14 protein-coding genes are annotated in these 12,847 nt (G+C 71.9%); 11 read left to right on the top strand and 3 right to left on the bottom strand.

The genetic code is table 11. The features are described from left to right. Positions 1-13 precede the first annotated feature (13 nt). Positions 14-613, bottom strand: a complete 600-nt coding sequence (locus AC162C_RS08515) for a hypothetical protein (RefSeq protein ID WP_484097175.1) — start codon at positions 611-613, stop codon at positions 14-16. Next, the gene (locus AC162C_RS08510; RefSeq protein ID WP_462974675.1) at positions 610-906 is read right to left on the bottom strand and encodes a hypothetical protein; all 297 of its coding nucleotides are present in this window, start codon (positions 904-906) and stop codon (positions 610-612) included. Before AC162C_RS08510 ends, AC162C_RS08515 begins: the two co-directional genes overlap by 4 nt. A 132-nt stretch (positions 907-1,038) precedes the next feature. Between AC162C_RS08510 and rpsF the strand changes: the two genes are divergently transcribed. The 11 genes from rpsF to purD all read left to right on the top strand — a co-directional run bounded on the left by rpsF (position 1,039) and on the right by purD (position 10,861). After that, positions 1,039-1,410: a 30S ribosomal protein S6 gene (rpsF, locus tag AC162C_RS08505; RefSeq protein WP_462974674.1), complete on the top strand. Its 372-nt coding sequence runs from the start codon at positions 1,039-1,041 to the stop codon at positions 1,408-1,410. Between the two features lie 2 nt (positions 1,411-1,412). Continuing rightward, the gene (locus tag AC162C_RS08500; RefSeq protein WP_462974673.1) at positions 1,413-1,850 is read left to right on the top strand and encodes a single-stranded DNA-binding protein; all 438 of its coding nucleotides are present in this window, start codon (positions 1,413-1,415) and stop codon (positions 1,848-1,850) included. A gap of 23 nt (positions 1,851-1,873) precedes the next feature. Then, positions 1,874-2,113, top strand: coding sequence for a 30S ribosomal protein S18 (gene rpsR, locus AC162C_RS08495; protein WP_462974688.1), 240 nt, complete (start codon positions 1,874-1,876; stop codon positions 2,111-2,113). A 4-nt stretch (positions 2,114-2,117) separates the two neighbouring features. Beyond that, on the top strand, positions 2,118-2,795 hold the full coding sequence (gene rplI / locus AC162C_RS08490) for a 50S ribosomal protein L9 (protein ID WP_484097174.1): 678 nt from the start codon (positions 2,118-2,120) through the stop codon (positions 2,793-2,795). Positions 2,796-3,047: 252 nt separating this feature from the next. After that, on the top strand, positions 3,048-4,400 hold the full coding sequence (dnaB, locus tag AC162C_RS08485; protein ID WP_462974671.1) for a replicative DNA helicase: 1,353 nt from the start codon (positions 3,048-3,050) through the stop codon (positions 4,398-4,400). A 193-nt stretch (positions 4,401-4,593) separates the two neighbouring features. Next, on the top strand, positions 4,594-5,196 hold the full coding sequence (locus AC162C_RS08480; protein WP_484097173.1) for a DUF1326 domain-containing protein: 603 nt from the start codon (positions 4,594-4,596) through the stop codon (positions 5,194-5,196). A gap of 4 nt (positions 5,197-5,200) precedes the next feature. Next, on the top strand, positions 5,201-6,019 hold the full coding sequence (locus tag AC162C_RS08475) for a DUF2182 domain-containing protein (protein ID WP_484097172.1): 819 nt from the start codon (positions 5,201-5,203) through the stop codon (positions 6,017-6,019). A gap of 78 nt (positions 6,020-6,097) precedes the next feature. Next, a complete protein-coding gene (locus AC162C_RS08470) occupies positions 6,098-6,385 on the top strand; it encodes a hypothetical protein (protein ID WP_484097171.1) in 288 nt (95 codons plus the stop codon). Between the two features lie 221 nt (positions 6,386-6,606). Then, positions 6,607-8,232, top strand: a complete 1,626-nt coding sequence (locus AC162C_RS08465; protein ID WP_484097170.1) for an acetate--CoA ligase — start codon at positions 6,607-6,609, stop codon at positions 8,230-8,232. A gap of 97 nt (positions 8,233-8,329) precedes the next feature. Next, entirely contained in the window at positions 8,330-9,607 is a 1,278-nt protein-coding gene (locus tag AC162C_RS08460; RefSeq protein ID WP_484097169.1) for an adenylosuccinate synthase, read from the top strand. A 36-nt stretch (positions 9,608-9,643) separates the two neighbouring features. Then, entirely contained in the window at positions 9,644-10,861 is a 1,218-nt protein-coding gene (gene purD / locus AC162C_RS08455; RefSeq protein WP_484097168.1) for a phosphoribosylamine--glycine ligase, read from the top strand. 85 nt (positions 10,862-10,946) lie between these two features. Here the strand turns inward: purD and AC162C_RS08450 are convergent, their stop codons facing one another. Beyond that, the gene (locus AC162C_RS08450) at positions 10,947-12,794 is read right to left on the bottom strand and encodes a VanW family protein (RefSeq protein ID WP_484097167.1); all 1,848 of its coding nucleotides are present in this window, start codon (positions 12,792-12,794) and stop codon (positions 10,947-10,949) included. Positions 12,795-12,847 lie beyond the last annotated feature (53 nt).

The raw sequence follows: 12,847 nt of genomic DNA, 5'->3' as shown, positions 1-12,847 counted from the left end.
CCTCCCGCGTGGCTCAGTCGTCGGCCTGACCGCTCTCCTCGCCGTCCGGGCGCGGCGCCGGTCGCTCGACCGTCACGTCGGGGTCGACCGGGGGAAGCCGCGTCGCGGCGGTCACGGCGGCCAGGTCGTGCTGGCCCTCGAGCATCGTCCGCTCGACCGGCGCGACGAACCAGGACGGGTCGGCGTCGGCGGGGACGGGAGGAGCGGGCGGGGGCGCCATCAGCAGCTCGTCACGTCTGCGCTCGGCGCGCGAGGCGGCCCATTCGATGAGTGCGACGAGCGCCCAGGCGCCCGCCATCACGGCCAGGATCGCCACCGCGTCGAGGTCGGCGAGCGCCGCGCCCGCTGCGCAGGCGGCGAGGAAGAGGCCCTCGAGGAGCAGTCGCGGGATCTGCGGACGCCTGCGGATCGCCGGCTCGAGCGCGCCGAGCCACTCGTGCGACACGGGACGCGGGGCGTCGCCGTCGTCCTCCCAGCCCGGCTCCGACGGCAGCGATGGCGACGAGAGCCGACGGACGTCCGCCTGCAGCGTGTCGATGCGGTCGGAGAGCCGACGCAGCTCGGTGGCGAGCTCGGTCGAGAGGTCGTCGTCGACCGGTGCGGGCTCGCTCACGGCTCCTCGGTGGTCATCGCGTCGATCGCCTGCTGGGCCTTCTCGTGGATCCGGGCGCGTCGTTCCTCGAGCGACGCGTCGTCTGCGCCCTCGGCCGCCGGCGCCGTGGCGACGTCGCCGGTGCTCGGCGGAGCATCGCGCGTCTCCGAGAGCTTCCGCCGGAGCTCGGCTGCGGGGTCGTCGGCGATCGCGCCCTCGGCCCCGTCGACGGGTGCGCGACGGCGCCGACGCAGCAGCCGCGCGATCCCCGTCACCGCCGCGATCGCTGCCACCCACTTCCAGAGTCGACCCACGAAGAGGCATCCTACCGCGCCCTGTCGGCTGCTACCCTTGCACGGCTTCCTGCTCCGTCCCGCGGCACCTCGTTCCCGGTGTCGCCTGCAGGCGGAGCCGATTCAGACCGAGGGAAGGAGTCGAGGGAACCCGTGAACGAGTACGAGATCCTGCTGCTGCTGGACCCCGACCTCGCCGAAGAGGGGCAGGGCGAGGTCGTCGCTCGCATCCGCGAGCTGGTGGAGAAGGGTGGTGGCGCCTGGGTGCACCACGAGCCATGGGGGCGCCGCAAGCTCGCCTACGAGATCGACCACAAGGGCGAGGGCAGCTATCACCTGCTGCACGTCGACTGCGGGCCCGAGACGCTCGACGAGGTGGCGCGCGTGCTCAAGATCGACGACGCCGTGATGCGCCACATGTCCACTCGTCGTATCCAGACAGGGACCGAACAGACCGTAGCGGTGGGCGGCCCGACCGGCGACGATGTCGGCGTCGAGGCTGCGTCCGCGTCCGAGGAGGAGTAACCATGGCCGCCAACGTCAATCGCGTCGTCCTCGTCGGGAACCTGACCCGGGATCCCGAGCTGCGCCACACACCGTCGGGGACCCCGGTCTGCTCGCTCCGGATCGCCGTCAACTCGCGGCGCAAGGACGAGACCGGACAGTGGGTCGACAAGCCGAACTACTTCTCGATCACCGTCTGGGGCCAGCAGGGCGAGAACTGCGCGCAGTACCTGTCGAAGGGCCGCCCCGTCGCCATCGACGGGCGCCTCGACTGGCGCGAGTGGGAGACGCAGGACGGTGCCAAGCGCGAGGCCGTCGAGGTGGTCGCCGAGACCGTCCAGTTCCTCGGCAGCCGCGGCGACGGCGAGGGCGGCAGCAGCTACGTCCCGGCGGGTGCCGGGGGAGCGGCAGCCGACGCCGACTTCCCGTCTCCGGCATCCGACGACGACATCCCCTTCTAGGAGCCGACATGCCCCCCAAGCCGATGAGGAAGCGCACGGGCCCGGGAGCTCCGGGAGGCCGGCGCAAGAGCTGCCACTTCTGCAAGGACAAGGTCGCGGAAGTCGACTACAAGAACGTCAACCAGTTGCGACGCTACATCTCCGAGAAGGGCAAGATCCGCAACCGCCGCATCACCGGTGCGTGTCGCCGGCATCAGCGCCAGGTGGCGGTGGCGGTCAAGCGGGCGCGGGAGATGGCGCTCCTGCCGTACGTCTCCGGGTGATCGCATGAACGTGATCCTTCTCCAGGACGTCGAGAAGCTCGGCCTCAAGGGCGACGTCGTCGACGTCAAGCGCGGCTACGCCCGGAACTTCCTGCTCCCGCGGCGCCTCGCCGAGGTCGCGACGCCGGGGCGCGTGGCCGAGATCCGGCGGGTCGAGGCCGAGCGTGCCCGCCACGAGGCGCGGAGCGCGGAGCAGGCGACGGCGATCGCCGACACCCTGACGAAGACCGTGCTCCGCTTCGAGGTCAAGGCCGGTCCCACGGGATCGCTCTTCGGCTCGGTGACGCCGAGCGACATCGCCGACGAGATCTGGCGCACGCGGAAGGTCCGCGTCGATCGCCGCAAGATCCAGATGGATGCGATCAAGCGGATCGGACGCTTCACGGTGCCGATCCAGGTGTACGAGGACGTCGTCGCCGAGGTGAAGACGCTGGTCGTCCCCGAAGGCGGCGAACTGCCCCCGGAGGAGGAGCTCGCCGCGCTCGAGGCGGCCGAGGCGGCGGAGGCCGCCGAGACGGCACGGGCCGAAGCGGAGGCCGAGGCCGCGGTCGAGGCCGCGGTGGCGGAGGTCGTGGCGCTCGAGGACAGCGAGCTCGAGGCCGAGGAGACGACGATCGACGCGGAGCCGCCCGCGGCCGACGACGGCCACGAGGCGGACGACGCGGAGCAGACGACGCCGTAGACGGCGAAGGCCGGGGGCGTCGGCTCGCCGCGCCCCCGCCCGGCCGTCCACGGGCTTTCGCACAGCCCTGTGGACGGACGCGCGAATTTCCCGCTCCGAGCGCTCGTTGCCGGTGGGAGAACGGGCTCCGGACTGGGGAGAATCCCTCCGGCGCTGGGGATAGCATACGAACGTGCGTTCCGTTCTCCCTGCACCCGTGGCCCGGCAGGTCCCGTTTCGCGCCGTCCGGAAGAGACGCTTTGATCCCCCGCGATGACGATCGCTCCCTCGCCTACGCCCACCGCCGGTCGCGTGCCGCCGCAGAACCTCGAGGCCGAGGAGTCGGTCCTCGGGGCGATGCTCCTGTCCCCGACGGCGGTCGGGGCGGTCACGGAGATCCTCGACGCGTCGGACTTCTACCGCGACTCGCACGCGACGATCTACCGGGCCGCCCTCGCCCTCTGGACGAAGGGCGAGCCGGTCGACGCGATCACGCTCGCCGACGAGCTCGACACCCGCGGTGAGCTCGAGGGCGTCGGCGGGCCGTCCCGGATCGCGGAGCTGGCGGCACTCGTGCCGGCGACGTCGAACGTCGAGCACTACGCGCGGATCGTCAAGGAGATGGCGACGCTCCGTGGTCTCGTGCGCGTCGGGTCCGAGATCGCCCGCCTCGGCATGGACCGCCCGGGCGAGACGAGCGACCTCGTCGATCGGGCGGAGCAGCTGGTGTTCGACCTCGCCCAGGAGCGCGTCACCGGTGACTTCGCGCACATCGACTCGCTCCTGCGCGACAGCTTCGAGCGGATCATGCACCTCTACGAGGCCGGGGCGGAGCTCACGGGGATCCCCTCGGGGTTCCGTGACCTCGATCGGCTGACCTCCGGCTTCCAGCCCGGGAACCTGATCATCCTCGCCGCCCGTCCGTCGATGGGGAAGTCGGCGCTGGCGCTCTGCGCGGCGGCGAACCTCGGCGTGCGCAGCGACACTCCGGTCGCGCTCTTCACGCTCGAGATGTCGAAGGCGGAGGTGACGCAGCGGCTGATGTGCAGCGAGGCGAAGGTCGAGTCGAACCGCCTCCGCTCCGGGAAGCTCGCCCAGGACGACTGGCCGCGCCTCACGGCCGCCTGCGACAAGCTCATGAAGGCGCCGATCTACGTCGACGACACGGGCTCGATCACGATGATGGAGCTCCGCTCCAAGGCCCGGCGGCTGAAGTCCCGGGAGCCGCGCCTCGGCCTGATCATCGTCGACTACCTGCAGCTGATGACCTCGGGGTCGACGGTCGAGAACCGCGTGCAGGAGGTCTCCCAGATCTCCCGCTCGCTGAAGGTGCTCGCCCGCGATCTCGACGTGCCGATCCTCGCGCTCTCCCAGCTGTCCCGCGCGGTCGAGCAGCGTCACGACAAGCGCCCGATCCTCTCCGACCTCCGTGAGAGCGGCAGCATCGAGCAGGACGCCGACCTCGTGTTCTTCGTCTACCGCGACGAGTACTACAACGGCGAGGAGTCGGAGCAGCAGGGCATCGCGGAGGTGATCCTCGCGAAGCACCGGAACGGGCCCACCGACTCGTTGAAGCTGAGCTTCCTCAAGCGCTACGCGAAGTTCGCCGACCTCGCCGGCGCCTAGCGCAGGCCGTCGCACCGCTGCGTTCGCCCCGCTCGTCCGCGGGAAGCCCGTCCTCGACCGCGCACGCACCGCGAGGCCCGCGGGGGCAGCGCGGACGCGACGAGTCCCCGGCGCCGGAATCAGTGTGACATTTGACACATTCTGCGCGGCGTTGGAGAATCGACGCCACGCAACGCGCCGAAAGGAGATCACCGTGTCCTGGAGCCTCAAGGGGAGCTACGCGGAGACGTGCTCGTGCGATCTGATGTGCCCCTGCAACTTGTCCTTCGACCACGGGGCGACCTACGACTTCTGCCGCGCCACGCTCGCCTTCCACGTCCGCGAGGGAGAGATCGAGGGGACCGACGTCGGGGGGCTCAATGCGGCCTTCATCGTCGACAGCCCGAAGGTGATGACGGACGGCAACTGGCGGCTCGGGATCTTCGTCGACGAGCGGGCGACGGACGAGCAGGCGGAGAAGCTCACCGCCGTCTTCAGCGGGCAGCTCGGTGGCCCGATGGGGGCGCTCGCGCCGCTCGTGGGCGAGATGGTGGGCGTCGAACGCGTCCCGATCGAGATCGTCGACGACGGCGTCCGGCACAGCGTTCGCATCGGGGACGCGATCGACTTCGAGATCGAGGACATCGTCCCGTTCGGTGTCGAGACCGGCGAGCCGGTGCGGCTCGCGGGAATGTTCCATCCCGTCGGCTCGGAGCTCACCGCCGCGGAGGCGAAGCGGTCGCGCATCGACGCGTTCGGGATCGAGTACGAGGGCAAGTCGGGCCTGTCGACGGCCGAGTTCTCCTGGGCCGCCTGAGCGCATGATCGCGTCGGCACGGGGTCGCTCTCCGGGCGCCGGGGGTCTCGCGCCTGCCTTCGCCGCCGCACGCGCCCGCCTGGGGCTCGTCGCGCTGCTCTTCGCCCTCGCCGGCCTCGGCTGGTGGTGGACGATCGACCAGATGCAGGGGATGGACGACGGGCCGTGGACCGGTCTCGGGACCTTCGGCTGGTTCCTCGCGGTCTGGGTGGTGATGATGGCGGCGATGATGTTCCCGTCCGTGGCGCCGACGGTCGCGCTCTACGCGCGCATCACGAGGGGCCGGTCGCCCGTCGGCCCGCTGCTCTTCTCCGCCGGCTACCTCGTCGCGTGGACCAGTATCGGCGCGCTCGCGTTCGCAGTCGCGACGATCGGCGGGCGGATCTCGGGTGACGTGCTCGCGTGGGACCGGGCGGGGCGCTGGGTCGCGGGGGCGACGCTCGTCGTCGCGGCGGTCTACGAGTTGACGCCGCTCAAGGACGTCTGCCTGGGGAAGTGCCGCACGCCGCTCGGCTTCCTGCTCGGCGCGTGGCGTGATGGAGCGGTCGGAGGGCTGCAGATGGGAATCCGGCACGGCGGCTGGTGCATCGCCTGTTGCTGGGCGCTGATGGCATCGCTCTTCGCCCTCGGCGTCATGAGCATCGCCTGGATGGCCTTCGTGGCCGCGTTGATCGCGTTCGAGAAGCTGATCCCGTCCCGTCGTGCCGCGACCTACGGCACGGCCGTCATCCTGCTCGGGCTCGGCATCCTGCTGCTCGCCGCCCCCGACGCGATCCCCGCGTTCACCACCCCGGGGGGCGGGCACATGTCCGACATGAGCTGAATCCACGACCGGCACTCCGAGTGTGCGACGCCGTCAACGGCTCCGGCGACCGCACTCACCACGACGAAGGAGGATCCGATGTACGCACGTGTCACGACGGTGACCGGCGCCCCCGCGAACGTCGACGCGGGAATCGACAACTTCCGTGCCAACGTCGCCCCGTTCGTCAGGGAGGCGGGTCGCGGGTCGATCCTGCTCGTCGATCGATCGACGGGCAAGGCGATCTCGATCACGCTCTGGCCGGACGAGGCGGCGCTGGCCGCGAGCGAGGAGCGCGCGAACGCGCTTCGGGCCCAGGCCACCGACGAGATGGCGGCGGGGGCGCCCACGGTCGAGCGGTTCGAGGTCGCCGCGCTCGACGTGTAGTACGGCGACACCCGGCCCATTCCCCACCGTTCGCGGCAGCGTCGGCACGCCACACCGCGGGTCGGGCCAGGCGGCAGGGATGCCCGTCCGGCCGTCGCTCGCGGCGCCGTCGAGTCACCCACGACATCGAGGCCCCAACGACGGCCGATGACGGCAGCGCTGCGCCGCCGCGGTCACCGACACGGTACGGGCCGTCGTGCTCGCCGTATGCTTCGTGCCTCGTGAGCGCCTTCCGTCGTCACACGCCCGCCCCGTACGACCAGATGTGCGCCGAGTTCGCCTGGGAGGTCCCGGAGCGCTACAACATCTGCACGGACGTGCTCGACAAGCACGCGCCCGAGGGCCTCGCCATGCTCTGGGAGGACTGGCAGGGGGCCGAGCGCCGACTGACGTTCGGGGAGATGCAGGCGCTGACGGCGAGGACGGCGAACGCGCTGCGCTCGTACGGGGTGGAGGAGGGCGACCGCGTGGCGGTGATGCTGCCGCCCCTCCCGGAGGCGGCGGCCTGCTTCCTCGCGACGTACAAGATCGGCGCGATCCTGCTCTCGCTGTCGATCCTCTACGGCGACGACGCGATCGCGCACCGCCTCCGGGACTGTGCGGCGAAGGTCGTCGTCACGGACTCCGCGAACCGGCACCGCATCGACGCGGTGCGCGGCGAGCTGCCGGGGCTCGTCCACGTCCTCGTCGTCGACGGGGAGTTCGGGCGCTCCGTCGAGCAGTCCTCGGCGACCTGCGCGACGCTCGCGACGTCGAGCGAGACCCCTGCGCAGATCTACTACACCTCGGGCACGACCGGGAACGCGAAGGGGATCGTCCACGCGCACCGCTACCTGCTCGGTCACAACGAGTTCGAGCTCTCCCACGACGTGAGGGCGGACGAGGTGTTCCACGCAACCGGCGAGTGGGCGTGGATCGCCGGCATCGTCCCCGGGATCCTCGGGCCGTGGCGCCTCGGCGCCCCGATCGCGGTGTTCGCGCGGAAGGGCGGGTACGACCCCGTGCAGACGCTCGAGCTGCTCGACAGGCACCGCGTCCGCAACCTGTTCGCGACGCCGACCGCGCTCCGTGCGATGGCCGCGCTCGGGGACGTCTCCGGCAGGTACCCGGGGATCGACCTGCGCATCGCGTGCTGTGCCGGTGAGCCGCTCAACCCGGAGGTGATCCGGTGGTTCGAGTCGCAGTTCGGGATCGTCCCGTTCGACTACTACGGCCTCTCCGAGAGCTACCCGCTGTGCGGGAACTTCCCGACGATGGAGGTCCGTCCGGGGTCGATGGGCAAGCCGATGCCGGGCTGGCAGGTGGCGCTCCTCGACGAGGACGAACGGCCGGTGCCGACCGGCGAGACCGGCGAGATCTGCCTCGCCGCGCGCTCCAATCCTCACTATCCGCTCGGCTACTGGAACCGGCCCGAGGACTCCGCGGAGGTGTTCGGCGGCGACTGGTTCCACACGAAGGACGTCGCGCGCCAGGACGAGGACGGCTACGTCTGGTACGAGGGCCGCAACGACGACGTGATCATCTCCGCGGGGTACCGCATCGGCCCGTTCGAGGTGGAGTCCGCCCTCGTCTCGCACCCGGCGGTGATGGAGGCCGCGGCCGTCGCCGCGCCCGACGACCTCCGCGGGCACATCGTCAAGGCGTTCGTGAAGCTGCTCCCGGGCGTGGCGCCGGGAGACGAGCTCGAGCGCGACCTCAAGCTCTCGGTCCGCGAGCACCTGTCCGCGTACGCGTACCCCCGGGAGATCGAGTTCGTGGAGGACCTGCCGAAGACCCTCACCGGCAAGATCCGCCGGATCGAGCTCCGGGAGCGCGAACGCCGGCGGGCGCACGGAGACGCCGACTAGGCCTCGGGCCCGCCGTGTCGGGCCGTGGCCCGGCGATCGGCGTGGGGAGGGTCGCTCCCCACCCTCGTCCCCCGGGCGTTCTGCAACACTGCTGCACGTGCCCGCGACCGTGATCGTCGGGGCGCAGTGGGGCGACGAGGGGAAGGGGAAGATCGTCGACCTGCTCGCCGCCGGCTCCGATCTCGTCTGCCGCTACCAGGGCGGTCCCAACGCCGGTCACACGATCGTCGTCGGCGACGAGACGTACAAGATCCGGCAGATCCCGTCGGGGATCGTCCAGGGCAAGGCGAGCGCGATCGGCGCCGGCTGCGTCGTCGACCCGGCCGTCGTGATCGCGGAGCTCGACGACCTCGAGCGGCGCGGGCACGAGACCGCCGGGCTCGTCTTCCTCTCGGGCAACGCGCACCTGATCATGCCCTGGCACGTCGCACTCGACGGCGCCCGAGAGCGGCGGCTCGGCAAGCTGCAGATCGGGACGACGAGGAGGGGGATCGGGCCCGCCTACGCGGACAAGGCGACGCGGATCGGCATTCGCGTCCAGGACCTGCTCGACCCGAAGATCCTGGAGCAGAAGATCGAGCTCGCCGTCGCCGAGAAGAACGTCTGGCTCGACCGCGTCTACGGCATCGAGCCGCTTGCGGGCGAAGCCGTCGTGGCCGCGACCCTCGGCCATGCCGAGCGGCTCGCGCCGTACATCGCGGACACGTCGCTGCTCGTCGACCATGCGCTCCGGGAGGGGAAGCGCGTGCTGTTCGAGGGGGCGCAGGGGACGCTGCTCGACCTCGACCACGGCACGTACCCCTTCGTGACGTCGTCGAGCCCGATCGCCGCCGGCGCCGCCGTCAGCTTCGGCATCGGGCCGAACCGGATCGACGAGGTGCTCGGCGTCGCCAAGGCCTACGTGACGCGGGTCGGGGAGGGGCCGTTCCCGAGCGAGATCGAGGGCCCGGCGCAGGACCGGGTCCGCGAGCTCGGCGCCGAGTTCGGGACCGTCACGGGTCGTGACCGGCGGTGCGGCTGGCTCGATCTCGTCGCGCTCCGCTTCGCCGTCCGCGTCAACGGCATCACGTCCCTGGCGCTCACGAAGCTGGACGTCCTCTCGTCGTTCCCCGAGATCCCGGTGTGCGTCCGCTACCGGTTGCCGGACGGGACGGAGACCGACGAGTTCCCGTCGCACCAGTCCGACTTCCACCACTGCTCGCCCGTCTTCGAGACGCTGCCGGGGTGGGAGTGCGAGCTCGGCGGGGACACGCTCCCGCCGGCGGCCCGGGACTACATCGAGTTCGTCGGCGAGGCCCTCGGCGTCCCCGTCGACCTCGTCGGCACGGGCGCCGGCCGCGAGGCCGTGCTCACGTTCGGCGGCCAGCGCGTCTGAGGGCTCGGGCAGGCGCTGCCCCTAGACTCTGCCGCTGTGCGGGTCCTGCTGATCGGATCGGGTGGTCGCGAGCACGCCCTCGCGTGGAGCATCGCCCGCTCACCTGCGCTCCGTGAGCTCCATGCCGCCCCGGGGAGCCCCGGCATCGCCGCGCTCGCGACCTGCCACCCGGTCTCGAGCGACGACTTCGAGGGCCTGCTCGGGCTCGCCGGGGCGCTCGACGTCGACCTCGTCGTCGTCGGCCCCGAGGCGCCGCTCGTCGCCGGTCTCGGAGACCTCCTGCGTCACAGCGGCGTCCCGGTGTTCGGGCCGGGGGCCGAGGCGGCGCGGATCGAGGGCTCGAAGTCGTTCGCGAAGGACGTCATGGAGGCGGCCGGCGTGCCCACCGCGCGGCGCCTCGAGGATCCGCGCGCACCCTGTGTCGTGAAGGCCGACGGGCTCGCCGCGGGCAAGGGCGTCGTCGTCTGTCGCACCGACGAGGAGCTCGCCGCCGGTCTCGAGGTCGTCCGATCCTACGGGGACAGCGTCGTGATCGAGGAGCTCCTCGAGGGCCCCGAGGTCTCGGTGTTCGGGATCTGCGACGGCGTGAACGTCGTCGCCCTGCCGGCGGCACAGGACTTCAAGCGCGCCTTCGACGGGGACGAGGGGCCGAACACCGGAGGCATGGGCTCGTACGCTCCGGTCCCCGGGCTCGACGCGGCGGCGGTCGAGGAGCTCCTCGAGTCGGTGCACCGGCCCGTGCTCCGGGAGCTTGCGCGGAGAGGGGCGCCGTTCGTCGGGACGCTGTTCGCCGGGCTGATGCTGACCGACGACGGGCCGCGCGTGCTCGAGTTCAACTGCCGGTTCGGAGACCCGGAGACGCAGTCGATCCTCCCGCTCGTCGGTCACGACCTGCTCGAGGTGCTGGCGACGGCCGCCGCCGGCGAGCTCGCGGGTGGCACCGCCTTCCCCGAGGCGGACGGGGCAGCGGTCACGGTCGTCCTCGCCGCGCGCGACTACCCGGCGACCGGAGATCGCGGCACACCGATCGACGGAATCGCGGAGGCGGAGGCGGCCGGAGCGCTCGTCTTCCATGCCGGCACGGCGCTCCAGGGCGGACGGCTCGTCACGAACGGCGGTCGCGTGCTCAACGTCACCGCCTCGGGCGCGGACCTCGCGGAGGCGCGGGCGCGGGCGTACGCTGCCGCAGACCTCGTGCGGTTCGACGGGGCACGCCGGCGCGAGGACATCGCTCTCGCCGCCGCCGGCCGGTAGCCGACCCGGGTCTCGTCACCGCGCCCTTCCCTGCCCGGCGGGGCGCACCCGCCCGCCCCGGCCGTCGCAGGCGCTCGCGTGACGGCTACGCGGGGACGGTTGTCCCGTCCGTGACCATCGTGCCCTCGTCCCCGGGGGCGATCGGCTTCTTCGGCGCCCTCGTGCCCGGCTTCGGCTTCTTGGCGGGCTTCTTCGGCGGTCCCACCTCGACGTAGCCGTTCTGCGGCTTGTAGCGGACGGTGAACACCTCGTCCCGCTTCAGCTTCGCGTTGCGCCAGACCTTGCGCGTGTAGCGCACGCTGAAGCCGCCTGCGCCCGGCTCCTGGACGACCTCCTTCTGCCCGGGCTTCAGCGACGGGTTCTTCGACGTGAACGTCCGTGGAGCCGTCGCCGCGTAGGGCTCGCCCGTCGTCGTCTCGATACGGCGCCCCAGCATCGTCGAGTAGAAGCGAACCCTGATCCCGGTGTCGCTCGCGGAGACCTTGATCAGGAGCCCCGCGGGCCAGTCGTTCGTGAAGATCAGCTCCGGGCTCCGCCACGAGACGGTCGCCTCGCGGCCCATCGGGTAGCGGGAGATGTAGAACTCGTGGGGCTGGTGCGCGTCGAGGCGCAGGCCGGCGAAGAACGCGGCGTTGTAGAGCGTCGTCGCCACCTGGCTGATCCCGCCACCGACCGCGTCCTCCAGCCTGCCAGCGCGGATCTGCGGTGCGGCCACGAACCCCTTGTCGACGGTGCGCCGGCCGAGCGCGTCGTTGAGCGAGAACGTCCCGCCCGGCGGGAGCACCGTGCCGTCGAGGAGCGTCGCGGCGCGCTGGATGTTCGTCACGCGCGGGGCGCAGCACGGGTAGTACGTCGTGAACTCGGAGACGAGCTCCGTGATCTTCAGCTTCTCCGCCTGCGCGGTCGTCAGAGCCGGAGGGATCGCGACGAAGCGCGCGCGGTGCGAGGTCGAATCGAGGTTCGCGAGCAGCGACTGTGCGATGCGATCCACGTCGAGCCGGCGTCCCGGCCGGGCCGGCGCCACGCGGACGCGCGTGCCCTCGACCCGGAAGGCGGCATCCGTCGGATCGCGCTCGAGGGCACGGAACGTCGGGGCGAGCCGGGTGCGGAGCACCTCCGGTTCGAGGCGCAGCCCGAACCCCCCGTCTCCCGGTGCGGTGCGGATCGCGCGCGCGAGGAGGGCCGGTGGCAGGGCGACGGAGACGTCGCCGAGCGTGACCCGCCGTGGCTGGCCGAGCAGCTCGTTCGCGAGGCGTCGGGCGCGCTCCGCCGTCGCCGTGGTGACCTCCGGCTCGACGGTGGCCAGCGGCACGTCCAGCGTCGCGGGCAGTGTCCGGAGACGCGTCGTCAGCCGTGCGATCGCGACCGATTGGCCGTCTCGGGACGGACGGACGGTCGCCGTGGTGCCCCTGATGACGAGTCGGGCGTCGCGTGGCTCGACGGCGAGCTGCCGGTCGAGCTCGGCGGCGAGTCGCCTGACCTGGGCCCTGGGAAGCGTGTAGCGAAGTGGCACGGCCCGCGTCTCGCCGATCCCCACTCGGCGTGCGAGCCGTCCGAAGAACCCGACTCCGTCGGCGCCCGCGATCGCCTCGTCGACGAGCGGGGACGCGCCCACCTGGGCGCCCGTGACCTCGACCGAGTAGTCGTCCGAGGAGAGAACCACGGGCTCACGCAGTCGCTCCTGGGCGGCCGTGGTGACGAGCAGCCTGGCCTCCGTGAGCGTTCGCCCTCCGACCTCGACACCGGCGACCTCCGTACGGGCCGGGAGGACCTGGCGCTCGGCGAGCCACAGGCTGCCGAGCGCGACGGCGGTGAGCGCGCCCAGCAGGGCCGCGACGAGGAGCCCGATGCGCGCGCGACGACGCCGTGCCCGGCGGTGCCGGGCGGAGGAGATGAAGACCCCGGGTGGTGTCGAACGGCGGTGGCGGCTCACGAGTCGTGAATCGGGCAGGACTCCGGCGGCCGGCACGATCCGATCTGGACCGC

The organism is Gaiella sp. (genome assembly GCF_057140465.1).
This window is presented reverse-complemented; position numbering and strand designations above follow the sequence as displayed.